The organism is Celeribacter persicus (assembly GCF_003050785.1).
Taxonomy (GTDB): domain Bacteria; phylum Pseudomonadota; class Alphaproteobacteria; order Rhodobacterales; family Rhodobacteraceae; genus Celeribacter; species Celeribacter persicus.
The window spans coordinates 37,537-61,157 of record NZ_QAOH01000010.1; the positions used below are offsets into that span (position 1 = coordinate 37,537).

Sequence of the window (23,621 nt, forward strand, 5' to 3'; positions counted from 1 at the left end):
ATTTCCAGTCACCATGGGCTGTGCGATCTTGAACAAAGTTGCTGAAACGACCGCGAAACAGGTCAGATCAGCTTTTTCTTGCGCTTGAGCGTCTCGCCATAGGCAATGGAGGGTTCCAGCGTGATCACCTCACCGCCGGGCGCGTCCGGCGTTTCGACCCGTTTGGCGATGATCTGGGCGGCGGCGCGCCCGATCTCAAGGCGACAGGCGTCCATGGTCGCGAGTTTGCGTGGCAGACCGTCGAGGAATTCGATGCCGTTGAAGCCCGCCAAACCGATCTGTCCTGGCACGTCAATGCCATTGTCGAGGCAATACATCAACCCGCCGGCCCCGATCATGTCATTCGAGTAATAAAGGAAATCCAGCGGGTTCTCCTCGTTGCGCTTGAGGATCGCCTCGGTCATCTCGCGGCCCTTCTTGAGTGCGGAACCGCCCGAATAGAATTCGCTGTCGGCAATTTCGAGTTTCGCCTTGGCGAGCACCTGGGTGAACCCCTCGAAGCGTTTGCGGGCGCGGTGATCGAGCGGCATCTTGGTGCCGAGAAACCCGATGCGCTTGTATCCCGCGTCAATGATCGCCTGCGCCATCTTGCGCCCCGCGCGACGATGCGAAATCCCCACCGCCGAGTCGATCGGCTCGCCGTCCGTATCCATGATCTCGACAATCGGAATACCCGCGGCCCCGAGCATCGCCTTGGCGGCTTCGGTATGTTCGAGCCCGGCGATGATCACACCGGAAGGGCGCCAGGACAGCATCTGATAGAGCACCGCCTCTTCGCGTTCCGGTTTGTAATTGGTAATTCCGACGACGGGCTGAAGTTCGGTGCCTTCCAGCACCTCGTTGATCCCCGTCATGACTTCCGGGAAGACCATGTTGGACATGGAAGGGATGATGACGGCCACGAGGTTGACGCGCGAGGAGGCCAGTGCGCCCGCGATCTTGTTCGGCACATAGCCAAGCTCGCGCGCGGCTTCCAGAACCTTAGCGCGGGTGGTTTCCGACACGTCGCCACGATTGCGCAACACCCGGCTCACAGTCATTTCAGACACGCCGGAGGCTTCGGACACGTCGCGCAACGTCAATGGCCGTTTGGGAGGCATATTTCCGGAACCCTGCGACATGACGTGACCCTCCTGAATGTTTTGAATTATTCTCCTCAGTTTACATCATAAAACGGCCTTGTCCACGCGTTGCGGAGCGAATATGTTATCGCTAACAAATTCGATTGTGCACATTGTGGGCAAGCTGTCGCTCACACAGTGTCAATCGTGCAAAATATCTGTATGTTTCGACCGCATGTTCGGTGGGTCGCGACTTGCAGATCGTAAAAGGGGGAGCGGTGGGCCAACTTGCTCCCCCTTTTCATGTTCTGCGTTTCACACGTTCGCCTCTTGTCTCCGAACCCCGCTCCCGGCTAAGAGGGAGCGCGTGGCCCCGTGGCTCAACTGGATAGAGCAGCCCCCTCCTAAGGGGCAGGTTGCAGGTTCGAATCCCGCCGGGGTCACCATTTTCCGCCTATTCGACCGTCTCAGTGACGCTGAGGCGTTGCTCGTCTCAAGGTGTCGGAGGGGCGTTCGCCGAACATGGCGCGATAGCTTTGCGAGAACCGGCCCCAATGGTAATAGGCGAATTCCATGCTGACATCCGATACCCGTGTGGTGCGCGGGTCTGAAAAGCGCAGCCGGCGATGCACTTCGCTGAGCCGACGCCCCTTAAGCATATCGTCGAGCGTCATACCGGTCCGCTCCAGACAGGCGGCGCGCAGGGTCGTGCGCTCCCGGTCAAGTTGTTTCGCCAGATGACTCACGCTCAGCTTGTCGAAAGGCAGGCTGTCGCAGGCGTCGAGAATATCCGTCATCACACCACGGGGTAGTTTTCGCGACCGGTGCCGTGTGGCCTCCCGCGCCCAAAGCGAAATCCGGTCGAGAAGGAGATCCGGCGCAAGGTCCAGAACGGCTTGTTGCGCGATGCCCTGACGCGCGCTTTCCATCAGCGTCAGCATCCAGTCCGCGATGCCATGGCTTTCACACGGCGTAACGGGCCGGGCACCAATGATGATGTCTTCGGGCAGACAATCCTGCGGCAGGGTCAGCATGATGTAATCGGCGTGGCTGTCGGTGAAGATATGATAGTCTTCACCTGCGACATGGATCATGCCGGTGCCCGTACCGATGGCGTTGGGCAGCCCGGTCATGGACAGACGTTTACCAAGCGAAAATCCGACGCAGACATAGCCATCGGGCACGCGGTAGATGTTTTCCATCTTCTGATTCACGGTCTCGCGATAGAGCGTGATGTCATCCCATTCCAGTGCTGCGATATGCCCTTCGAACGCCCCCGGCGACAATTGCCGGTAAAGCTGGTCCCAACCGTCGAGACCGCGTTCCTGATCGACGAAACTGTCGAACTGTGCCTCCCGGACACGGGTCCGGGGTTTGGAGTCTATGCGCATCGCAAGTGACCGTAATATTTTGATTTTCCTAATTTGAGAGGCGCTTGAACAGGGAGTGTCAAGCGAGGTGGGACTGGTTTGGGTCGGGAAACGGTAAGATTCACGCGCTGCATATTTTATAAGCGAAATTATCAGGTGAGGGCGGATAGCGCGGGCTGAAAGCCAGCCCCTATGCTGATCACGAGACCATCACCAGGAGACAGATGATGAAATCCACAACCGCCGCTTTCGTGGCGCTTGCTGCGTTGACCGGACCGGCTTTCGCACAAGACGCCATCGAACCCGAAACCCTCACCGTCAAGGAGACGATCGACGAGGGGCCGAATCTTTTCGTGCTCGATCAGGCCTGGAAAGGCCCGTCCTCCATCAACGTGCTGGGTGCTGAAGACTTCGCGATGAAGGGCAACATGGGGCCGGGCACCACCGCCCAGATGGTGCTCTCCGCCGATGGCAAGACCATGTATACCACCTCGGTCTATTTCGAGCGCTACACCTACGGGCCGATCACCAACGTGTTCCACACCTGGGACGTCGCGACGCTCAAGGTCAAAAGCGAATTCGAATTCGGCGTGAAAATGGCACATGTGGAGAGCCAACCCGCTCTTCTCGCTCTGTCTTCCGACGAGGCCTATGCGCTGGCGCAAAACGCCACGCCCGCGACGTCCGTGTCCGTGATCGACATTGCCGCCGGGGCCGCCATTGCCGAAGTGCCCACCCCCGGTTGCTGGGGCATCTTCCCCTCCACCACCGGCACGAAATTCACCACGATTTGCGGTGACGGTACGTTCCAGACGTATTCCTACGCCGCAGATGGTACTTTCGGCGATCCGGGCAAGTCGGAGAAAATCTTTGACGTCGATGAAGATGCGCTCTTCACCAATGGTGTGCGGATCGGCGAAACCCTCGTGTACGTGTCCTATAACGGCAATCTCTATGTCGTCGACGACAACGGCGATGTGCCGGTGCTGACTGAGACCATCGCGCTGACCGAAGGTGTTCTTGGCAAATGGGCCCCGTCCGGCTCCGAACTGATCGCCTATAACGCCCCGACCAACACCGCTTTCGTGCTAATGCACTCCGGTTCCTATGACGGTTCCCATAAAAACGGTGCCGAGCAAATCTGGGCCGTGGACATGGAGAGCAAGACCGTCGTCGGGCGTGCCACCGCGCATCATGAAAACAGCATCCTCGTGACCCAGACCGAAGAGCCGATGCTCTACGGTGCCAATGAAGAGGGCGAAGTTTTCCTCTACACGGTCGAGATGGGCGACGAAGTCTTCCTTGAGCAAACCGAAGAATTCGACATCTCCGGCTGGCCGACCATCATGGAACTGGATCGCTGATGGGAGACCTGTCGCAACTCACCTCCGCGTCGCTCACGAGCTTTCTCGTGCTCGTGTTGGCGCGCGCAGCCTTGCACAAATGGCAGGCTTTCTATGAGACGGTGGGCTTCGCGCAGGGCTACGGGCTTGTGCCCCGCCACATGGTGCCCGCGATCGTGCGGGGGCTGACGGGGGCCGAGGCCCTCACCGTCCTCGCGCTGCTTCTCCCTTTCACCCGTCCCTTCGGCGGGCTGATGGCGGCGGGGCTGTTTGCAGGCTACGGCGCTCTGATGGCGGCGGCTTTGCTTCGTGGACAGACGGAGATCGACTGTGGCTGCGGTGGCGCACCGCAGATCGTCTCCGGCCTGACCCTCGGACGCAATGCCGTGCTGACCGCCATGGCACTGGCCGTCGCGATGATCACCACCGGGCCTGTCGGCACCGCCGGGGCGCTCATGGCGATCACTGCCGGGATCACGCTTTTCGCGATCTACGGCGTAGCGGAAAAACTCGCTTCCCATCTCCCCCATATCCGTCAAGCCGGATGAGAGAGGACAGAACGATATGAACATACTCATCTTTTCCAACATCGCCCTCTGGGTTGTCGTACTGGTGCAGATCGCAATCATCTTCGCGCTCGCCCGCCAGATCGGCATCCTTTTTGAGCGGGTTTCTCCGGTCGGGGCGATGATTTCGGACAGCGGGCCGGATATTGGCGAAGCCGTGCCGCAGATGACCCTGCCCAATCTCAACGGGCCGGAATTTGCGCTGGGCGGGCCGGAAGGGCGGGCGCAGCTCGTGTTTTTCCTCTCCACCACCTGTCCGATCTGCAAGGCGCTTTTGCCCGCGATCAAGTCGATCCGGGACGATGAAAAAGGCTGGCTCGATGTCGCGTTGGCTTCCGACGGGCGCGAAGCGGCGCACCGGCGGCTCATCGAGGCGGAAGACCTCGGGGCCTTCCCCTATGCGCTGTCCTCCGATCTCGGCATGACCTTCAAGGTCGCGAAACTGCCCTTTGCCGTGCTCATCGGGCCGGACGGCAAGGTGCGCGCCAAGGGTCTCGTGAACTCCCGCGAACAGCTTGAAAGCCTGTTCAACGCCTCCGAGACCGGCATTCCCTCATACCAGGCTGCGGTCGCCCAACAGATGGGCGCCACTCAATTTTCCTCCGAAAGGATCTGATTATGACCAGACTGATCGACAAACTTCTCAAGCAACTCGACAAGCGCGTCGAAACCGGTGCCCGCACCGCCGCACGCAGCCTTGGGCGTCGCAGCTTCATGGCGAAGGCCGGGGCCTCGGTTCTGGGCGCCGCCGTCGCGACGCCGATCCTGCCGTTCGACCGTCGCGCCAACGCTTCTGAGCTGCCGGAGGACGAATGCTCCTACTGGCGTCACTGCGCGCTGGACGGCAACCTGTGCTCCACCTCCGGCGGTTCTTTGACGCAATGTCCTCCGGGCTCGTCCGCCTCGTCGGTGTCCTGGGTCGGCACCTGCACCAACCCGGATGATGGCAAGGATTACCTCGTCGCCTATAACGACTGCTGCGGTAAACCGTCGGTGGCCTCTGCGACCTTCTGCTACACGTCCGAGGGCGAGCGTCCGGGTTACCGCATGGGTCTCTACAATGACATCAACTGGTGCATGGCGAACACTGACAAAGGTTACCACTGCACGGTGTCCGTGGTCGTGGGCCTGGCGGAGTGATCCCGAATTGCGCCTTTTGACGACACTTACGGGGGCTGTGGCGCTTGCCATGGCCCTCCTCACCTTCCCGGTCTCCGCCGAGACTCCGGAGGAGCTGTTCGAGATCCATTGCGCCGCCTGTCACAACAGTGGTGGCATTGGAAATCCCGGACTCGCACCGCCGCTGAACCGTCCCGCGTTCTGGCAGGCTCTGGGCGATAAGGCGCCCGAATATATCGCCGGGGTGGTGACCTCGGGTATGGCCGGAAAACTTGAGATTCAGGGGCAGATGTATATCGGTCTGATCATGCCTCCTGTGGCCAGCACCACCGACGAAGAGCTTGTCGAGATCGGCACATGGGTGCTTCAGACCCTTGGTGAAACCGATGGGGTTCTGACGCAGGAGCTTTTGGACACGGCGCGTGAGACCCGTCCGACCCATGCCGATCTGCGGGCGATGCGCCCCGCTGTCGACTGAGCCGGTAGATTGAAAGGAGCGACCATGCCTCTGTTGAAACCCCTTGTCTGCGCGCTTGCGCTTCTGCCCGCCACGCTTGCGGCGGCGGACCAGCCGAGCCGCACCGCGCATACGAATTACATTCTGCGTTGTGCGGGGTGTCATGGGTTCGAAGGCGGCGGTACGCCGGAGGGCGGTATCCCGGCCTTTCCGAACAGTGTGGGCTATATCGCGGGCACCGAGATGGGCCGCACCTACATGATGCATGTGCCCGGCGTGGTGGGGGCGTCGCTGAACGATCGTGAGATCGCCGAGGTGATGAACTACGTGCTCGATGTCTGGGGCGAAACCGACAGCAGCGAGGCTCCGGTGTATTTCACCGAAGAGGAAGTCACCCGTCGCCGCGCCGAGGAGGTGCCTGATGTGGTCGCCTACCGTCGTCTTGCGGTTGATGAGCTTACCGAGATGGGGATCACTGTCGCGGAATATCCCTGGCCCTGACGGTTACACCATCTTGATCACATCGCGTGGACAGGACAGCATATAGCCCTTCCGCGCGATGTTCTTGACCAGTAACTCGCTCACCATCTGATTGCCGAGCGTGTCGCGCAGCCGTTTGATCCGTGTCGCCCCCGCCGCTTCGTCGCAATCCGACGCATTCCGGCCCGAGATCACCGCTTCGATCTCCGCCCCGGAGAGCACATCGTCATCGAGTCGCGCTTCGGCCAGAACCGAAAGCGTCTCGATTGCCGCGGGCGTCAGCTTGAACTCCATATTGTTCAGATAAACCGTGTTTTCCGCCCGTGAGATCAGGAGCGACGACACCTCGATCCCGCGTTTCTCGATCTCGCTCATGCGCCGGTTCAGTGCGATGATCACCACGAGAAACACCAGTGCCGCGATCAGCAGCGCCGTGGAAAACACCAGCAGCACGAAAATCACCATCCGGTAGGAATTCAAGACGTCGGAAAACGACGTCCCGGATTGCGCGAGAATTTCCAGCAACTTGATTTCCGCCTGAGTCGTCAGATCGTTCTCGACGAAAATCCGTTCCACACGCGCGTTGAAGGCGTTCGCATCCGGCAGGTTCACGAACAGCAACACGGCGGCAAACAACAGAATCGCGACAATCGTCACAATCCCGTAAATCGCCACCCGCGATACCTTGCGGCTGTCAGTATCGGAGGAAATAGTCGCCAGCATCGGCCTTCACCTCGCCCAGTTTCTCTTCCGGGATCATCGCGACGATGGAGAGAAGTTGCCAGCCCTCTTTCGCAAGACGCGGAGCGAGCGCTTTGGCCGCCGCCTCTTTCGTACATTGATTGTCGCTCACCTCGGCCACGCCGAAATGCAGCTTGAGCGGATTATCGCGCTTGGCCTTGTAACTGGCGTAACAAGAAGCCTCGGCCAGCCCCGGCAGGACCACAAGCGCGATGAGAAGGGGGAGAAGGTGCTTTTTCATGCTCGCGATCCTGTGAGCAAGACGGATGTTATTCAATAGCAAAGCCATTTTTGATCGCTGTTATCCGATGACACTTCGCTGTTATTGAGCGATTTCCGCAAAACCGGCCATCACCGTCCCATCACCTCTCCCGCCCGCTCCGTCGGGCCACAGGATCTGAAAGGACGACCAATGAAACTGACCAAATTCACCGCCGGGCTTGTAGCACTTTCCATCGCCACCGCAGGCTTTGCCGCCGCCCCGGCGCGTGCCGGTGAGAATGACGCCGCGCTGGCCTTGGGCGGGCTTGTAACACTCTTCGTGCTCGGCAAAGCGCTTGAGGATAAGAACAAGGACAAGAACAAAGTGGCGGTCAGCACGTCGCGCCATCGCGACGATCGCCGGAATGAGACCTGGCAGGATCGCAATCGCGGGCGTGACTTCGGCATTCCCAACCAATGTGTCGCCAGCGCGGGGCAGGGCTCCAAACAGCGTCTCATTGCCTTCGAGAACTGCATCGAACGCGAGCGCCGAGCCCAGGTCCACCTGCCGCGCGCCTGCGAGACACGGGTGAAGACACGTCAGGGCAAGGTCGACGCCTATGACGTCGGCTGTCTCACAAATTTCGGCTATCGCGTCGAACGCGACCGCGCGATCCATCGCGATTACAGCCGCAATTGATTTTCATAACGAGCAGAGACGTGCGGTTCTAAGTTCCCATGGCCGCGCCACTTGGCGGGTGAGTTTCTCACCCGCTTTTTTCTTGCGCGCCTCTTGGCCATCGGGTTCACAGGGGTATGACAAAGATAATTCCCGATTACAGTTTCGAAAAGGCGGCAGCACGCCGGGGCTACACCCGTATCGTCGGTGTCGATGAGGTGGGGCGCGGTCCGCTCGCGGGTCCCGTGGTGGCCGCTGCCGTCTGGCTCGACCCGGCGGCGATCCCCTCCGGTCTCAATGATTCGAAAGCGCTCAGCGCGAAACGACGCGAAGTGCTTTATGACGAAATTCTCGCCTCTGCCGATGTTTCCATCGCATCCTGTTCGGTCGAGGAGATTGATGAGATCAATATTCTGCAAGCCAGCTTGCGTGCCATGGAGCGCGCGGTGGCGGGGCTTTCCATCAAGCCCGACTATGTTCTGGTCGATGGTAACAAGGTGCCGCCCGCTTTCGGTCTCGATGCCGAGGCGATTGTCAAAGGCGATGCGCGCTCCCTGTCGATTTCGGCGGCCTCCATTGTTGCGAAAATATGGCGTGATCGGCTGATGGTGGATTTGGCGCAACAGTTTCCCGGCTATGGCTGGGAGAAGAACGCGGGATACGGGACCAAAATCCACATGGAGGGGCTCCGAAATCTTGGTGTGACACCACACCATAGACGTTCGTTCAAACCTGTCCACAATATCTTGTATCAAGATAAAAACATAAGTGACTGATTCGAAAAAGAAATTGACGTGGAATCCCCGATGACTCATCTTGAGACCCATAAATGACGTCAAAAATGACGCGTTAAAACGACGTCCCATAAGGGGCGCGATATGAGGCAGAAGATGAAGACAACGATCCGCAAGGGGGCGAATTCGCTCCCGCTCAATGAGATATTGCCCGGCGATTGCATCGAGGTGATGAATGCTCTTCCCGAAGAGAGCGTCGACCTGATTTTCGCCGATCCGCCCTATAACCTGCAACTGCGGGGCGATCTTCATCGTCCGGACAATTCCAAAGTGGATGCGGTCGATGACGCTTGGGATCAGTTCGACAGCTTCAAGGTCTACGACGATTTCACCCGCGAATGGCTCAAAGCCGCACGGCGCATTCTCAAACCGAATGGCGCGATCTGGGTGATCGGCTCCTATCACAACGTGTTCCGCCTCGGTGCCGAGTTGCAGAATCAGGGCTACTGGATTCTCAATGATGTGGTGTGGCGCAAATCCAATCCGATGCCGAATTTCCGTGGCAAGCGTCTGACCAACGCGCACGAAACCCTCATTTGGGCGTCGAAAAATGAAGCGGCGAAATACACCTTCAATTACGAAGCGCTCAAATCCCTGAATGAGGGGATCCAGATGCGCTCCGACTGGGTTCTGCCGATCTGCAACGGTGGCGAGCGTCTCAAGGACGACAATGGTGACAAAGCCCACCCGACGCAAAAGCCCGAAAGCCTGCTGCATCGTGTGATCTTGGGAACCACCAATCCGGGCGATGTGATCTTGGACCCGTTCTTCGGCACCGGCACCACGGGTGCTGTCGCCAAGATGCTCGGGCGTGAGTTCATCGGCATTGAGCGCGAAGAGAAATACCGTGAGGTCGCCGAAAAACGCATCGCCTCCGTGCGCAAGTTCGACAAGGATGCGCTACGCGTCTCCACCTCGAAACGTGCCGAGCCGCGTGTGCCCTTCGGTCAGCTCGTGGAGCGTGGCATGTTGCGTCCGGGTGAGGAGCTTTATTCGATGAACGGGCGTCAGAAGGCCAAGGTGCGTGCCGATGGCACGCTGATCGCCAATGACGTGAAAGGCTCGATCCATCAGGTCGGCGCCCATCTCGAAGGTGCGCCTTCCTGCAACGGCTGGACCTATTGGGCCTTCAAACGCGATGGCAAGACCGTTCCGATCGACGTGCTGCGTCAACAGATTCGCGCGGAGATGCAGTAAGCGACAGGTCTATTCCTGAAAAATTCAAAGTTACCGCCTGGTGCCTGCGGCCTGACTACGCGGCACCACCTTGGCCCCGCTGTGTCTGCGCAGCGGGGCTTTTTTTATCCTCACAAACGTGGCAGTGGGTTGGTGCCGTTCTTGTAGGGCTCCCAGTCCTCGAAACTCTCAAGGTCCGGGTAATATTGCTTGCGCCATTGTTTGACCCTGGGATTCATCATCTTCCGCCACAGCGGCGGCACCATCGCGACAACGCCCATGACGGTATAGCCATAGGGCAATTGTGGTGCCTCGGTCTCGTCGTAATTCTGCAAAAGCGGAAACCGCCGGTCGGGTTTGTAATGGTGATCCGAATGGCGTTGCAGGTTGATCAAAAGCCAGTTGGTCGCCATATGCGCGGCATTCCAGCTATGATGCGGCATGACATGCTCATACTTGCCATTCCCAAGGTGCCGCCGCGTGAGCCCGTAGTGTTCGACGTAGTTGGTCAGTTCCAGTTGCCAGATGGCCACCAAGGCTTGCCAGATAAAAAGCAACACCCCCGGAACGCCGCCGATCAGCGTGGCGAGGATCAGCATCAGGATTTGCAGGGTCCAGTATCGGAAATGGGGGTTGCGCGGGTTCCAGGGCGACAATCCCTTGCGCGCCAACATCGCTTTTTCGGCCTCCCAGGCCGAGTGCGGACATTCCCGGAGCACACGCAGGAAATAGTGATGAAACCCCTCATTGTAACGCGCCGTTACGGCATCGCGAGGTGTGCCGACATGTTTGTGATGAACCAGAAGGTGTTCGGTCCGGAAATGCGAGTAAAGCACGGAAGCTAAAAGCAGATCGCCGAGCCAGCGTTCCAGATTGTTGCGCTGATGCAGAAGCTCATGGGCATAGACCATGCCGGTCGTGCCGGAAGACACGCCAAGTCCAAAGAACAGGACCACGGTCTCAAGCGTCGAGAGGTGATCCGTATGGGTGACGAACCAGATCAGGGCAAAAATGTTCACGAATTGCACCGGGAACCAGATGATCGTGATCGCGCGATACCAGAAAAGCTCGCTTTCCGGCGTGTTCGGGTCTGCATTGTCGGTGTTCAGCCCCAGAATGCCATCGAGAAATCCGAACATGTACCATGCATAAAGCGGCACGATGATCACGGTCCAGCCGCCGACAAAGGCGCCGAGCCAGATGAAAGGGATAAGGGTGAGCGACAGCCAGAATGGCATTGCGTTCCGAAAGCTGATTTGGGCCATGTTCATAGGATTACGACTCTTCACCAAAGCGCCCGCGCGTGTCTCTCAATACTCAAGGTTGGAGAGGGCGAGGTCAAATGCCTTTCGCATCACAGTCGGCAGATCCGAGGCCTGAAACGCGTTATTGCCCTTCAAAACGCAGGTTTCGGGCGGTTTTGTCACATGGGTGGCGGCATGGACCGTGAGGATCAGGTGGAAATGCGTGAAGGTGTGACGCACTTCTCCGAGATCCTGCCAGTCGCCTGGAAAGGGGGGCGCGGGCGGATGCGCTTCCTGCCACTCCGTGCCGGGCCAGCCCATCATGCCCCCCAGTAGCCCCTTTTCGGGCCGCTTTTCCAGAATCCATTCTCCCGCCTCTGTGCGACCGACATAAGCGTGGCCATGTCGTGTGGGTTTTGGCTTCTTTGGCGATTTGAGCGGGAAACGAGCCTGATCTCCGGCGTGTCGTGCCGCGCAGACGTAGCTCAAGGGGCAAATGCCACAGGCGGGGGATTTCGGCGTGCAGATCGTGGCCCCCAGATCCATCATCGCTTGCGCATAATCACCCGGGCGCGCTATGGGCGTGAGCGTTTCCGCCAGTTCCGTCAATTCCGGCTTGGCGGTCGGCAGTGGTGTTTCGACCCGAAACAGACGGGACACCACCCGTTCGACATTGCCGTCCACCACGGTCTCCGGCAGGTCAAACGCAATGGATGCAATGGCGGCAGAAGTATAAGGGCCGACGCCGGGCAAGGACTGTAATGCGATCCGGGTCCTGGGAAAAACACCGTCGAACTCATCCCGGATCACCCGCGCGCATTTCAGGAGGTTGCGAGCACGGGCGTAATAGCCGAGCCCGGCCCATTCTCCCATCACACGCTCGTCCTCGGCATTGGCGAGATCCGTCACCGAGGGCCAGAGCGCGGTGAACCGTTCGAAATAGGATTTCACTGCCGCAACCGTGGTCTGTTGCAGCATGATTTCCGACATCCAGACCCGGTAAGGATCGGGCGCGACACCTGCGGCACGATCAGCTGGCGACACGCGCCAGGGCAGCACCCGTGCATGCGTGTCATACCAGTCGAGAAGCGCCGTCGCGGCGTCTTCGTGTTTCATTTCGTCACGCAATCTTTAGGTCCTGTCATCTGCTTTCTTCTGGCGCCTTGCGCGCGCGCCTCTAGAATAGAGGGAAGACAGGCAGACGCCAGCCTAGGAAACAGCAGGACATGACGGACGTGCAGACAGAGGCCAAAAGACGCAGACGGGGGTTTGAACGCACCTCCGGCCTTTTGCAGGCGCGCATTCGCGAAGCCTCCGAGGCGCGCGGGTTTTCCGAGTCTCGTCTCCTGACCCACTGGGAAGAGATCGTCGGTGAGGCCACGGCCGCCATGTCGCGCCCTGTGAAAGTGTCCTATGCCAAGGGCGGTTTCGGCGCAACGCTGACGCTTTTGACCACCGGGGCTTTTGCTCCCATGGTTCAGGCCGAAGTGCCGAAAATCCGGGATCGTGTGAATGCGGTTTATGGATATAATGCGATCAGCCGTATCCATGTGACACAAACCGCTCCGACCGGATTTTCCGAAGGGCGTGTCGCATTTCACGGCCCGAAACCCGAACCTGCCCCTGAATTGACGCCGGAAACCAAAGCCGAGGCGCACACGCTTTCCGAAGGAGTGCGTGACGAGGCTTTGCGTCAGGCACTTGAGAAATTCGCCGGAACATTCCTGACCCGGCAACACCACAAGATGAAGGAAGAGAAATGAACCGCCGCACATTCATGATCACGACCGCTCTCGCGACCCTTGGCGCGGGGCTCATGCCCTCTGCTGTCACCTCCTTTCTGGTGACACCGGCGCAGGCCGAGGACCTGCCGGACACCTCCGGCATTTTCGATCTGACGCTCGGCGACAAGAACGCACCGGTCGAGTTGATCGAATACGCGTCCTACACCTGCCCGCATTGTGCGACCTTCCACAAAACCGTGTTTGGGCCGCTCAAGAAAGACTACATCGACACGGGCAAGGTGCGTTTCATCTACCGCGAAGTGTATTTCGACAAGTTCGGTCTCTGGGCGTCGATGGTGGCGCGTTGTGGGGGCGAGATGCGCTATTTCGGCGTGCAGAAAATGCTCTACGACGAACAGAGCGACTGGATCGCCGGAGGCCGGGACACGATGCAGATCGTCGAGAACCTGCGCAAGATCGGCAAACGCGCAGGGCTCACGGACGAAAATCTCGATACCTGCCTGAATGACGGCGAGATGGCCGAAAAGCTTTATGCGAAATTCACTGCGGAAGTGGCGGAATACGACATCGACGCCACGCCTACTCTGGTGATTGACGGCGAGAAACATTCCAACATGAGCTACGCCGATCTCAAGAAAATCCTCGACGCGAAACTGGCCGAATAAGACCCTAAACCAGCCCAAGGCGGCCCAAATGGCCGTCGATGGGCGCCCAGTCGGCAATATCGAGCCGGACGGGCAGGGTCACCACTTTCATGCGAAAGGCGCGGGGCAGGCGCACCGCGTCTTTTTCCGTGGTCACCATCTGTGCGCCCAAGGCCAGAGCCTCGACCTCCAGCCGTTTCATAAGCGGCACGGAGAGCGGTTGATGATCCTTGAGCGCTTCAGTGCGCAGGAGATTGGCGCCGAGCCCGGTGAGGGTCTGGAAGAATTTCTCGGGGTGGCCGATCCCGGCAAAGGCCATGACGTTTTGCCCCTGCCAGTCGAGGCCGGTGGGCAACGGTTTCAATTCCGCTTTCACGTGCGATACAGAGACCAATCCAGCCCAATTCGCTTCAAAACGATCCTGTGCGCGGGTGTCCCCGATGGAGATCAGAATATCGCCCCGCGCCATGCCTGCGGACACGGGTTCGCGCAGAGGTCCGCCGGGGATCACCCGCCCGTTGCCAAACCCGCGCCAGGCATCGACCACGATGACGGTCAGGTCTTTCTCGACCGAAGGGTTCTGCATCCCATCGTCGAGCAGGATGACATCGGCACCGGCGGCCTCGGCCTGACGCACGCCTGCGGCACGGTCCTTGGCGACCCAGACCGGGGTAAAGGCGGCGATCAGAAGCGGTTCGTCACCAACCTCATCCGCGCTGTGTTTGCGCTCGTCGACACGCACGGGGCCTTCGAGGCGCCCGCCATAGCCACGGGACACGACATGAGGGGTGTAGCCCCGTTCGGTCAGATGTTGAGCGAGCGCGATGGTGGTGGGTGTCTTGCCCGTGCCGCCGGCGTTGATATTGCCGACACAGATCACCGGCACGCCGGCCTTGTAGCCGGGTCTGGCAACACGTTTTGCGGTGGTACGGGCATAAAGCGCGGAGAGTGGGGACAGCAGGCGGGCCTGCCAGCCGGGGGCGTCCTTCGGATTGGACCAGAACAGTGGCGCTTTCATGTGGACCGCCTTTCCCGGAGATCGAGAATGTCCTGTACGAGGGCGGAGACCCGGTCCGTAACCTCGGCCCCGGTCGAGGCGATTTCCCAGGCTGCGGCAGCCATCAATGCAATCTGATCCGGGGACATCAGCTGCCCGAGTTCCTCGCCAAGTTCATGCCCGTCACGCACCTGCCGCGTGGCGTTGCCGGTCGCGAGACGGGCATAGGCGGTGGCATGGGCGTTGACATGGGGGCCGTGCAGGATGGCTGATCCCATGGCGGCAGCCGGATAAGGGTCGATGCCGCCAAAGGGCACGAGAGAACGCCCGAGAAAGCTCACCGGGGAGAGACGATGCCAAAGCCCGTCCTGATTTGTGGACTCTCCTGTCAGAACGGCGATCTGCAGGGCTTCGGAAATACTGTCCTCCGGGCCAAGAGCCATCGCGTTCAGTCCGGTATCTTCACATTGGTGAAGCACGCTTGCAAGCGTCGAAGCATCGGACAGGGACATCACAAGCAACAACCGATGCGCCCGCCGCAGCGCGCTTTTATGCGCCCGAAGAACGTTGTTCAGCTCCGGCAGTTCCACCTGGGCCGCGAACCAGCATGGCCGCGTGCCGAGTTCCCCGGAACGGCGGGACAGTTCCTCATCGTCGATGATCGGAGCAATGCCGCCCTCTTCGAGATAACCGAGACATTCGACATGTTTCGGGTCTAAATCGGCCCGTCGCCACGGGACGCTGCTTTCAGCGGAGGCGGTGATCGCGTGATCGAAACATTTCAGAACTGCGTTGCGCAGGCCGGGGATCGGTGCGGGCAGATCGAGTGTGCTCGGGCTGTGCGGTGCCTCGATGGAGAGGGTCGGCAGCCCCTCATCATGCGCGGCGCGCAACAATGTCGGACGAAACCGGCCACCGATCCAGATCAGCCCGTCCGGTCGCCAATGGGACAGGAAACGACGCACGATGGTGGTTTCGTCCTCGGGCGCTTCGGAAAAGATCACACCTTCCGGCCTTTGGTTGTTTGGAGGATGCACGCCGGGGCTCATGGTGATCACGGCGCATAGATCGGGGCGATCTTCGGCGATCCGGGCAAAAAGCTCCACTGCCGGTCGCAGCGCGAATTGGGTCGCGGCATGAAACCACAAGACCTCGCCGCGTGGGCGAGGGGGCAGATCAAGGGCCAGTCGCGCGTCACGCGCCTGTCGTGTCAGCGTGCCCTCGGAAAGCAGGCGGTCCAGACGTTCGGTGTGACGTCGCTCGGACCGTCCGTTCAGGCCGGAATAGAGTAAAAAGGGAAGGGGTCGGGCCATGCTGGCCTAGGCCTCACGCTCCAAGCTCTTCGGTGGGGGAGGCGAGCTGTTCCTCGTCACGCAAACGGTGCAGATGCGCGATGAAATAGCGCATGTGGGCATTGTCGACGGTCCGTTGCGCTTCGGCTTTCCAGGCGGCATGCGCGGTCTCGTAATTCGGGAAAATCCCAACGATGTGAATATCATCCACGTTGCGGAATACGGTTTTGGACGGGTCGACAAGTTCGCCGCCGAACACGAGGTGCAGTCTTTGTGCCATGGAATATCTCCCGGATGTGATGAGGCGCACCCTAGTCCAATCAGAAGGGGGGTCAAGCGGCCTTGAAGGGCTGCCTAATTCTTGGGCGCTTTATTGCGAGGACGTGGGATTTTTCGGATTGGCTGTTTCCCTCACCTGCCTCTGTCGTCATCATATCACCATGACGACGGACCACAACGCTCCCCGCCTGATCGTGTTTTCCGATCTGGACGGCACATTGCTCGATCATGGCAGCTATTCCTGGGCCCCCGCGAAACCGGCTTTGCTTCGGATGCGCGCATTGGGTGCCCCGCTGGTTCTGGCAAGCTCCAAGACCGCCTCTGAAATTGCAGATTTGAGGGATCAGATGGGTTTTGCCGATTGCCCGGCTATTGTCGAAAACGGCGCAGGGATTTTGCCTGCGGGGGCAGAAGCGCAAGCGGATCGTAGCGCGCATGAGGCGCTTTTGGCGGTACTTGCGGAATTGCCCGCCGATCTGCGCGTCTGTTTCTCCGGCTTTTCCGACTGGAGCGTGGAGGAGGTCGCGGCGAACACAGGCCTCCCCTTGGCACAGGCCAGGCTTGCGGCGCGGCGGCAGTTTTCCGAGCCGGGGCTTTGGTCGGGAAACGCTGAGGCGCAAAAGGCCTTTGAGGCGGCTTTGGCGGAAAAAGGGATCGCCGCGCGTCAGGGCGGGCGATATCTCACACTGTCCTTTGGAGCGACCAAGGCCGACCGGATGGCGGAGATCGTGTCCCGCTATCATCCCCGGCCGACCACCATGGCTTTGGGTGATGCTCCTAACGACGTTGAAATGATTGAGGCGGCTGATTTCGGGGTTGTCGTCGCGAATTCACATGGGCCGGGTATCCCGTCCCTTGTGGGAGAGGCCGAGGGTCGGATCACACGCACGAAAGTGCCCGGACCCGAAGGCTGGAACCTTGCGGTGCTGGAACGCATTGCACAAGAATACAAAGAGAAAGGCTGACACATGGCGGATTTTCATCAGGGCGGTCACGTGGCGACGCTGCACAACCTGCGTATCAACTCCGAAGAAGACTTGGGCCGGGAGTTGAACGCCTTTGCCTCTTCCCGCAAGATCACGCTGATCCTGCCGTCGCTGTTTTCCGAACTCGAAGGTGAGGCGCTGCCGAACATCATCGACGAGCTGAACAAGGTGGATTTCATCCATCGCATCGTCATCGGGCTCGATCGCGCCACCGAGGAGCAATATCGCTATGCGCGGAAATTCTTTTCCCGGCTGAAGGCCGATCATGTGGTGCTCTGGAACGACGGGCCGCGGCTTCAGGCGGTGGATGCGCGGCTCAAGGAGCTTGACCTTTCGCCGTCCGAGCCGGGCAAGGGGCGCAATGTCTGGTTCTGTCTCGGTTATACGATTTCGCGGGCCGATAGTGCGGTGGTGGCCGTGCATGATTGCGACGTGGTGACCTATTCGGCGGCGATGCTGGCGCGGCTGGTCTATCCGGTGGCGAACCCGACCTTTCCTTATCAGATGTCCAAGGGCTTCTACCCCCGTGTCGCCGATGGCAAGCTGAACGGGCGGGTGACGCGCCTGTTGGTGACGCCGATGATCCATGCGTTGTCCAAGGTGCTCGGTCCGCAGGACTTCCTCGATTTTCTCGCCGATTTCCGCTACCCGCTCGCAGGCGAATTCGCCATGCGGACTTCGATCCTGCCCGATATGCGCATCCCGTCCGATTGGGGGCTTGAGATTGGGTTGTTGTCGGAGGCTTGGCGCAATCTCAGCCCGCGTGCGGTCTGTCAGGTGGAAATTTCCGACCGTTACGATCACAAGCATCAGGACCTGTCACAGGAGGACGCGACTACCGGTCTGTCGCGTATGTCGGTCGACATTTGCAAGGCGCTTTATCGCAAACTCGCTGCCGATGGCACGGTGTTCTCCGAAGAGATTTTCCGCTCGATCAAGGCCACCTACTATCGCGGCGCGCTCGATCTTATCGAGACCTATTTCAACGACGCGCGGATGAACGGGCTGCATGTTGATCGCCATGTGGAAGAACAAGCAGTGGAGCTTTTCGCCAACAATATCATTCAGGCGGGCAATGTGTTCCTTGAGAACCCGATGGAAACGCCGTTCATTCCGAACTGGTCGCGGGTCCATGCCGCCGATCCGGACATCATCGCCGCCATGGCGCGGGCCGTGGCTGAGGATATGGACGAGTACAAGTGATTACTTGAGCCGCGCGAGGATGCCCTGCGCCAGATCGGGGCATCCTGCCACCATACCGTCGAGTTGCGGCACAGGCTGGTTGAATACCGGTTGCTGGCCCTTGAGATCGGTGACCTGACCGCCGGCTTCCGTCAGGATCAGCGTCCCGGCGGCCACGTCCCATTCCCAGGTCTTGCGAAAGGTGAACATCGCATCGTACCGCCCTTGCGCCACAAGCGCGAGCCGGTAGGCCAGAGAGGGGCGGAATTTGTGAATGAATTTCGGTGCTCCGCCGCGCCAGTTTTCGTCACTCAGATGCTGACGCGGGGCAAGAACCGTCGCCCCGTCGAGATCGCAACGCCGCCCCGCCCGCAAAGGCGCTTCGTTGAGAAAGGCCCCGCCACCTTTGACCGCCGCGAAGAGTCGCTCCCGCAGGGGCAGGAACACGACGGCGGCGATCACCTCGCCCTCTTCGGCGATGGCCAGAGAATGTGCCCAATTGCGGTCGCCATGGATGAAGCTGCGGGTGCCGTCGATCGGATCGACGATGAACACGCGTTCCCTGCCGAGCCGTTCCGATGTGGTGTCTACGGTTTCCTCCGAGAGCCAGCCATAATCGGGTCGTTCCGACAGCAGATATTCATGCAGCATCCGGTCCACGGCCAGATCGGCCTCGGTCACCGGGCCTTGCCCGCCGCCCTTGTCCCAGACCTGCGGGTCTGCCTGCCAATAGGGTCTGGCGATCTCACCCGCGTTGCGCGCGGCCTCGATCAGAAGCTCCAGATCCTCGGTTACACCCTCAGTCACCGGCAAGGGTCATTCCTTCGACCAGAAGCGAGGGCACGACGCGGCTCAGGTGCAGACGGGCGTCATTGGCCGGGATCAGGGTCATCAGCATTTCGCGCAGATTGCCCGCGATGGTACATTCGTTGACCGGATAGGCGATCTTGCCATTCTCGATCCAGAACCCGCTCGCGCCACGGGAGTAATCGCCGGTGGTCGGGTTGATGGAGGCACCGATCATGCCGGTGACCAAAAGCCCGGTGCCCATCTCGCGGATCAATTCCTCGCGGCTTTTTTCTCCCTGTGTCAGAGCCACATTGCCTGCGGAAGGCGAGGGCGGAGAGGACACGCCACGGGATGCATTCGCGGTGCTTTCAAGCCCGAGCTTGCGTGCGGTGGCGAGGTCCAGAACCCAGCTTTGCAAGACGCCATTATCAACCAAAGCGCGTTTCGAGGTCGCAAGCCCCTCGGCATCGAACAGTTTCGAGCCGGAGGTGCGCGGGCGATGCGGGTCCTCGATCAACGACATCCCCTTGGGAAGCACATCCGCCCCCATCGCATCGCGCAGCCAGCTCGCACCACGCGCAATCGCCGTGCCGTTGATCGCGGCCAGAAGATGCCCGACGAGCGACGAGGAAATCCGTTCATCGAACAGCACGGGATAGGCCCCGGTCTTGGGTTTCTTCGCGCCCATGCGGGCCAGAGTGCGTTCTGCGGCCAGCTTGCCGATCTCTTCGGGAGAGGGCAGATCCGCGCCGAAAATCCGGCTGTCGCCATAATAATCGCGCTCCATGGCCGTGCCTTCGCCCGCGATGGCGACGGTTGAAATCATCCGGTCCGTGCGGGTGTAGCCGCCGGAAAATCCATTGGTGGCGGCCAGATGAATGCGCCGCTTGCCATAGGCGGCGGAGCTTTCGACCTTGGTGATCCCGTCAAACGTCAGCGCCGCCGCCTCCGCGCGCAAGGCGTCGTCCTTGAGCGCTTCGGGCGAGGGTTCCGCCGAGGGATCGAACATTTCAAGCGCGGAAATATCGGTATTTTCCGTGATCTGCGAGGGATCGGCCAGCCCGGCGGTCGGGTCTTCGGGCGCGAGACGCGCCATGGTGACCGCACGTTCGGCCATGGTGGCAAGGGTTTCGGGCCGGGTGTCGGAGGCGGAGACACAGGCCTGACGCCGCCCGATCAGCACACGCAGACCGATGTCGATACCTTCCGAGCGCTCCGCCTGTTCCAGTGCACCCTGACGTACACCGATGGAAAGCGAAGTGCCGTCGATCGCCAAGGCATCGGCCGCGTCGGCCCCGGCCTTTTTCGCCGCTTCAAGCAACGCCCCGGTCAGTTCTGAAAGATTTCCTGCCATGGCGTGCCTCCATATCTCGCTATTGTGCATCTCATGCAGATGCAATTAGGCCGCCTGCGCGCGTCACGCAAGCGGCCCGATGGGTCAGAACGGCAGCGGTTGGCCGTTGGCGATGATCGCGCCGTCTTCGGTCATCTCGATCTCGGACACCAACTCACCGGGCTCCGTGCCCGGACGCGCAAAGAGGCCGAGCATCATCTGCGCCGACATGGCGGTTTCCTGCGGCATGATGCCGGACGCGGACAGTTTGTCGATCAACTCGGTCACACCGTTCAGAGTCAGGTTCAGTTTGCCGGTGAACGGCGGCATGCCGCCGGGGATCGCCGGTTCCTGATCGAGGAAATGCCCCGCCCCATTGCCAGCCACAGTGGCCCCCGCAAGCGCGAGGTAAATGTCCGGCAGGGCAAGGGTTTTGACCTCAAAGGGCATTTCTTCCGCGCCCTCTTCCTCAAGCGCCATCAGTGCATTCATGTCAAACAGATCGACATCGCTTTTCAGCGTCCCTTCGAAAGCCAGACGCAGGTTCGCCGGATCACGCGACAATTGACCAGTAGGATCGGCAATCATCCAGGCGATCTCGGGCAGGACAAGGTCCTTGAGTCCGATCTTGGCACTGAACGGCTGATCGTCTTCGGAGGCGGCCAGCGGGAAAAAGAGTGCGCCGGAGTATTCCGCCATCGAGAGAGCGACTTGCCCGCCGGGGATTTGCGGCCCCGCAACGGTGATGTCGAGATCGCCCGCCGAGATATCATAGCCGATCGCACCGCCCTTGAGGGTCATATCCAGTGTCGAAAGCCCGGTTGCGGCACGGATGTCCATGTTCGAGGATGGTTCTTTTCCGGTGACCGTCACAAAAGAGGCGCTGTCTTGCATGTCCATCGTGACATCCATGGTGCTCTGGCCGAGCAGGGTCGCAAGCATGTTGTCACTGTCCGTTTGCGGCAAAAGGATCGCGCCCTTGATCGAAAGCGTGTTGCCGACAAACCCCATCTCCACGGTGCCGTCTTCCTCGGTGTCGATCTGATCGACCTCATAGGTCAGCGTCGCGGCGGTCATGTCCATCTCCGAGGAAAGGCTTTCTCGGTTGTGGACCATGGTGGAAGTGCCGGAAATACCGGCAAATTTCGCGCTAACACCCGGTTGGATGGTCACGTGATCGACGATGACAGGCTCCGTGACCATCGTCATTGCGGCATTGTCGACGGTGTAGAGTATGTCGTCTGGGGTGCCGGACACGATGGCTTCGCCGATATAGGTTACGGTGGAGCGGGTCTCCACCGTGTCACCGTTCTCCGTGCCAGGTTCGCTCGGTGCAACCATGATCGAGGTGAGCGGCTGGGGGAACCACACGGCCACGGTGCCGCCCTGTCGCTCCTGAAAACGAATCTCCGGCGCTGTGGTGGTGTCCGTGATCGACGCCTCGCCCATCTCGATATTCATGCCATAGATCATGTTGCGCACGACGAGAGTGTCGCCTTCGCGGCTCACCTCGGCTTTGGGTTCCATGCCTATACTGGCCATCATGTCATGATAAGATGCCCAGACATCTTCCGGTGTGACATCGGCGAAAACGGGACCGGCGGTGAGGCAGGTGGTGGTGAGCGCGGTAGCTAAAAACATGGAACGCATGATAAATCTCCTGAAACAGTCGCGCACACATTTTCGTGCTTTGGCAGGGGGGTCAAGACTGGAACCCGGTCACTTCACGACATAAGCTCCCCCTTGACACAAGGGAGGCCGGATCATGTCGCAACTTACTGGGAAAACCGCTTTGATCACAGGGGCGAGCCGGGGGATCGGAGAGGCGACCGCACGGCTTTTTGCCGCAGAGGGTGCGAAAGTTGCGCTCATCGCGCGCAGTGCAGCGAAGATTGCGTGGATCGCCGGGGAAATCGGGCCGCAAGCTCTGGCGGTGCCCTGCGATATTTCTTCCTATGCCGAACTGGATCAGGCGGTGACGCGGGTCGAAGAGCGTCTCGGTCCCATCGACATTCTGGTGAACAACGCCGGTGTGATCGACCCGATCGGTGCGTTGACCGAAGTGGACCCGGACGATTGGTCGCGCCTCATCGACATCAATGTCAAAGGCGTGTTCTACGCCATGCGTCGGATCGTGCCGGACATGGTCGCGCGCGGGGGCGGGACGGTTCTGACCGTCTCCTCGGGAGCGGCACATCGCCCGATTGAGGGGTGGAGCGCTTATTGCGCCTCCAAAGCCGGGGCGGCGATGTTGACCGCCATGCTCGATCTTGAGGAACGCGGCCATGGTATCCGCGCCATGGGGCTTTCGCCGGGGACGGTTGCGACCCAAATGCAGCGAGAGATCAAGGCGTCGGGCATCAACGCCGTGAGCCAGCTCGACTGGTCGGAGCATATTCCGCCCGAATGGCCTGCGCAGGCGCTTTTGTGGATGTGTGGAGAAGAGGCGGACGCCCATCTGGGTGAGGAACTGCAACTGCGGGACGAAGGGTTCCGCCGGCAACTTGGATTGATCGTATGATAAACGTAACACGCGAGGATGCGCTCTGGACCGTGACTCTCAACCGACCGGAGAAGGCCAATTCGCTCACCTCCGCCATGCTGGCCGAGTTGATCGGGATCGCACATGAAGCGCGGACCGAGGCGAAGGCGTTCGTGCTCACAGGCACAGGCAAAGTGTTTTCCGCAGGCGCCGATCTCGATGAGGCGCGCGCGGGGCTTGCCACCTCCCCCTTATGGGAAGAATTGTCAACGGCCATCGCCGCTCTGCCCTGCCTCACCATTGCAGCGCTGAATGGCACTTTGGCGGGCGGGGCGTTCGGTATGGCACTGGCCTGCGATCTGAGGATTGCCGATCCGGGGGCGAAATTCTTTTACCCGGTGATGAAGCTCGGATTCCTGCCGCAACCGTCCGACCCGAAACGCATGACCGCGCTGATCGGCCCGGCGCGCGCCAAGATGATTTTTATGGCAGGGCAGAAGATCGCTGCCGATGAGGCGTTGTCCTGGGGGTTGGTGGACCGGTTGGTGCCGGCCGCAGAGCAGGCCAGCGCCATTGCGGAATTGACGGAAGCCCCGTTGGCGGCCACCGGCGAACACATCGCCGGGATCAAGGCGCTGATCCGCCCGTGAGTGAAAGGATC

At 60.2% G+C, this 23,621-nt stretch carries 27 protein-coding genes and 1 tRNA gene; 16 read left to right on the forward strand and 12 right to left on the reverse strand.

The window, feature by feature from the left end:
• Positions 1-62 precede the first annotated feature (62 nt).
• Positions 63-1,121 carry a LacI family DNA-binding transcriptional regulator gene (locus tag C8N42_RS13305; RefSeq protein ID WP_211309193.1) on the reverse strand — a complete coding sequence of 353 codons (1,059 nt, stop codon included), beginning with the start codon at positions 1,119-1,121 and terminating at the stop codon, positions 63-65.
• Between the two features lie 309 nt (positions 1,122-1,430).
• Here C8N42_RS13305 and C8N42_RS13310 point away from each other — a divergent pair.
• Positions 1,431-1,507: transfer RNA gene (locus tag C8N42_RS13310), tRNA-Arg, on the forward strand.
• 21 nt (positions 1,508-1,528) lie between these two features.
• Here the strand turns inward: C8N42_RS13310 and C8N42_RS13315 are convergent.
• Entirely contained in the window at positions 1,529-2,452 is a 924-nt protein-coding gene (locus C8N42_RS13315; RefSeq protein WP_107817067.1) for an AraC family transcriptional regulator, read from the reverse strand.
• Positions 2,453-2,655: 203 nt separating this feature from the next.
• Between C8N42_RS13315 and C8N42_RS13320 the strand changes: the two genes are divergently transcribed.
• The 6 genes from C8N42_RS13320 to C8N42_RS13345 are packed head-to-tail and all read left to right on the forward strand — an operon-like array spanning position 2,656 to position 6,417.
• Positions 2,656-3,795 (forward strand): amine dehydrogenase large subunit, encoded by a 1,140-nt coding sequence (locus C8N42_RS13320; RefSeq protein WP_107817068.1) that lies wholly within the window; start codon positions 2,656-2,658, stop codon positions 3,793-3,795.
• The gene (locus tag C8N42_RS13325) at positions 3,795-4,322 is read left to right on the forward strand and encodes a MauE/DoxX family redox-associated membrane protein (RefSeq protein WP_107817069.1); all 528 of its coding nucleotides are present in this window, start codon (positions 3,795-3,797) and stop codon (positions 4,320-4,322) included. Before C8N42_RS13320 ends, C8N42_RS13325 begins: the two co-directional genes overlap by 1 nt.
• A 16-nt stretch (positions 4,323-4,338) precedes the next feature.
• Positions 4,339-4,956, forward strand: coding sequence for a redoxin domain-containing protein (locus C8N42_RS13330; protein WP_107817070.1), 618 nt, complete (start codon positions 4,339-4,341; stop codon positions 4,954-4,956).
• 2 nt (positions 4,957-4,958) lie between these two features.
• On the forward strand, positions 4,959-5,480 hold the full coding sequence (locus tag C8N42_RS13335) for a methylamine dehydrogenase light chain (RefSeq protein WP_107817071.1): 522 nt from the start codon (positions 4,959-4,961) through the stop codon (positions 5,478-5,480).
• A 49-nt stretch (positions 5,481-5,529) separates the two neighbouring features.
• The gene (locus tag C8N42_RS13340) at positions 5,530-5,937 is read left to right on the forward strand and encodes a c-type cytochrome (RefSeq protein WP_170109303.1); all 408 of its coding nucleotides are present in this window, start codon (positions 5,530-5,532) and stop codon (positions 5,935-5,937) included.
• 24 nt (positions 5,938-5,961) lie between these two features.
• Positions 5,962-6,417: a cytochrome c family protein gene (locus C8N42_RS13345; RefSeq protein WP_107817073.1), complete on the forward strand. Its 456-nt coding sequence runs from the start codon at positions 5,962-5,964 to the stop codon at positions 6,415-6,417.
• A 3-nt stretch (positions 6,418-6,420) separates the two neighbouring features.
• Here C8N42_RS13345 and C8N42_RS13350 read toward each other — a convergent pair whose 3' ends face one another.
• Both C8N42_RS13350 and C8N42_RS13355 read right to left on the reverse strand, forming a co-directional pair.
• Positions 6,421-7,119 carry a winged helix-turn-helix domain-containing protein gene (locus C8N42_RS13350; protein WP_107817074.1) on the reverse strand — a complete coding sequence of 233 codons (699 nt, stop codon included), beginning with the start codon at positions 7,117-7,119 and terminating at the stop codon, positions 6,421-6,423.
• On the reverse strand, positions 7,091-7,378 hold the full coding sequence (locus C8N42_RS13355; RefSeq protein ID WP_107817075.1) for a hypothetical protein: 288 nt from the start codon (positions 7,376-7,378) through the stop codon (positions 7,091-7,093). The genes C8N42_RS13350 and C8N42_RS13355 overlap by 29 nt, the downstream gene beginning before the upstream one ends.
• A gap of 171 nt (positions 7,379-7,549) precedes the next feature.
• Here C8N42_RS13355 and C8N42_RS13360 point away from each other — a divergent pair, with 171 nt between their 5' ends.
• The 3 genes from C8N42_RS13360 (at position 7,550) to C8N42_RS13370 (ending at position 10,008) form a co-directional block, all read left to right on the forward strand.
• A complete protein-coding gene (locus C8N42_RS13360) occupies positions 7,550-8,038 on the forward strand; it encodes a hypothetical protein (RefSeq protein WP_107817076.1) in 489 nt (162 codons plus the stop codon).
• A gap of 116 nt (positions 8,039-8,154) precedes the next feature.
• Entirely contained in the window at positions 8,155-8,793 is a 639-nt protein-coding gene (locus C8N42_RS13365; RefSeq protein ID WP_107817077.1) for a ribonuclease HII, read from the forward strand.
• Between the two features lie 114 nt (positions 8,794-8,907).
• Positions 8,908-10,008, forward strand: a complete 1,101-nt coding sequence (locus tag C8N42_RS13370) for a site-specific DNA-methyltransferase (RefSeq protein WP_107817149.1) — start codon at positions 8,908-8,910, stop codon at positions 10,006-10,008.
• A 110-nt stretch (positions 10,009-10,118) separates the two neighbouring features.
• On the opposite strand, the gene C8N42_RS13375 is transcribed toward C8N42_RS13370, so the two are convergent.
• Both C8N42_RS13375 and mutY read right to left on the reverse strand, forming a co-directional pair.
• Positions 10,119-11,258 (reverse strand): alkane 1-monooxygenase, encoded by a 1,140-nt coding sequence (locus tag C8N42_RS13375; protein ID WP_107817078.1) that lies wholly within the window; start codon positions 11,256-11,258, stop codon positions 10,119-10,121.
• 39 nt (positions 11,259-11,297) lie between these two features.
• Positions 11,298-12,347: an A/G-specific adenine glycosylase gene (gene mutY / locus C8N42_RS13380; RefSeq protein ID WP_107817150.1), complete on the reverse strand. Its 1,050-nt coding sequence runs from the start codon at positions 12,345-12,347 to the stop codon at positions 11,298-11,300.
• A gap of 110 nt (positions 12,348-12,457) precedes the next feature.
• Here mutY and C8N42_RS13385 point away from each other — a divergent pair, with 110 nt between their 5' ends.
• Both C8N42_RS13385 and C8N42_RS13390 read left to right on the forward strand, forming a co-directional pair.
• A complete protein-coding gene (locus C8N42_RS13385) occupies positions 12,458-12,994 on the forward strand; it encodes a DUF721 domain-containing protein (protein WP_107817079.1) in 537 nt (178 codons plus the stop codon).
• Positions 12,991-13,641 (forward strand): DsbA family protein, encoded by a 651-nt coding sequence (locus C8N42_RS13390; protein WP_107817080.1) that lies wholly within the window; start codon positions 12,991-12,993, stop codon positions 13,639-13,641. The genes C8N42_RS13385 and C8N42_RS13390 overlap by 4 nt, the downstream gene beginning before the upstream one ends.
• A gap of 4 nt (positions 13,642-13,645) precedes the next feature.
• On the opposite strand, the gene lpxK is transcribed toward C8N42_RS13390, so the two are convergent.
• The 3 genes from lpxK to C8N42_RS13405 are packed head-to-tail and all read right to left on the reverse strand — an operon-like array spanning position 13,646 to position 16,189.
• Complete coding sequence (gene lpxK / locus C8N42_RS13395; RefSeq protein WP_107817081.1) at positions 13,646-14,638, reverse strand: tetraacyldisaccharide 4'-kinase; 993 nt, start codon at positions 14,636-14,638, stop codon at positions 13,646-13,648.
• Positions 14,635-15,930: a 3-deoxy-D-manno-octulosonic acid transferase gene (locus C8N42_RS13400; RefSeq protein WP_107817082.1), complete on the reverse strand. Its 1,296-nt coding sequence runs from the start codon at positions 15,928-15,930 to the stop codon at positions 14,635-14,637. The genes lpxK and C8N42_RS13400 overlap by 4 nt, the downstream gene beginning before the upstream one ends.
• 13 nt (positions 15,931-15,943) lie before the next feature.
• A complete protein-coding gene (locus tag C8N42_RS13405; protein ID WP_107817083.1) occupies positions 15,944-16,189 on the reverse strand; it encodes a DUF4170 domain-containing protein in 246 nt (81 codons plus the stop codon).
• Positions 16,190-16,349: 160 nt separating this feature from the next.
• Here C8N42_RS13405 and C8N42_RS13410 point away from each other — a divergent pair, with 160 nt between their 5' ends.
• The gene (locus C8N42_RS13410) at positions 16,350-17,153 is read left to right on the forward strand and encodes an HAD-IIB family hydrolase (protein WP_107817151.1); all 804 of its coding nucleotides are present in this window, start codon (positions 16,350-16,352) and stop codon (positions 17,151-17,153) included.
• Between the two features lie 3 nt (positions 17,154-17,156).
• The gene (locus C8N42_RS13415; RefSeq protein ID WP_107817084.1) at positions 17,157-18,377 is read left to right on the forward strand and encodes a glycosyltransferase family protein; all 1,221 of its coding nucleotides are present in this window, start codon (positions 17,157-17,159) and stop codon (positions 18,375-18,377) included.
• On the opposite strand, the gene C8N42_RS13420 is transcribed toward C8N42_RS13415, so the two are convergent.
• From C8N42_RS13420 to C8N42_RS13430, 3 genes are all read right to left on the reverse strand, one after another.
• The gene (locus tag C8N42_RS13420; RefSeq protein WP_245890125.1) at positions 18,378-19,169 is read right to left on the reverse strand and encodes a 3'(2'),5'-bisphosphate nucleotidase CysQ; all 792 of its coding nucleotides are present in this window, start codon (positions 19,167-19,169) and stop codon (positions 18,378-18,380) included. It lies immediately after the preceding gene.
• Entirely contained in the window at positions 19,156-20,499 is a 1,344-nt protein-coding gene (locus C8N42_RS13425; RefSeq protein ID WP_107817085.1) for a TldD/PmbA family protein, read from the reverse strand. Before C8N42_RS13425 ends, C8N42_RS13420 begins: the two co-directional genes overlap by 14 nt.
• 84 nt (positions 20,500-20,583) lie before the next feature.
• Positions 20,584-22,128, reverse strand: coding sequence for a DUF2125 domain-containing protein (locus tag C8N42_RS13430; RefSeq protein WP_107817086.1), 1,545 nt, complete (start codon positions 22,126-22,128; stop codon positions 20,584-20,586).
• 115 nt (positions 22,129-22,243) lie between these two features.
• Here C8N42_RS13430 and C8N42_RS13435 point away from each other — a divergent pair, with 115 nt between their 5' ends.
• Together C8N42_RS13435 and C8N42_RS13440 are read left to right on the forward strand one after the other, a co-directional pair.
• Positions 22,244-22,999: an SDR family oxidoreductase gene (locus C8N42_RS13435; RefSeq protein WP_107817087.1), complete on the forward strand. Its 756-nt coding sequence runs from the start codon at positions 22,244-22,246 to the stop codon at positions 22,997-22,999.
• A complete protein-coding gene (locus C8N42_RS13440) occupies positions 22,996-23,610 on the forward strand; it encodes an enoyl-CoA hydratase/isomerase family protein (RefSeq protein WP_107817088.1) in 615 nt (204 codons plus the stop codon). Before C8N42_RS13435 ends, C8N42_RS13440 begins: the two co-directional genes overlap by 4 nt.
• Positions 23,611-23,621: the final 11 nt, after the last annotated feature.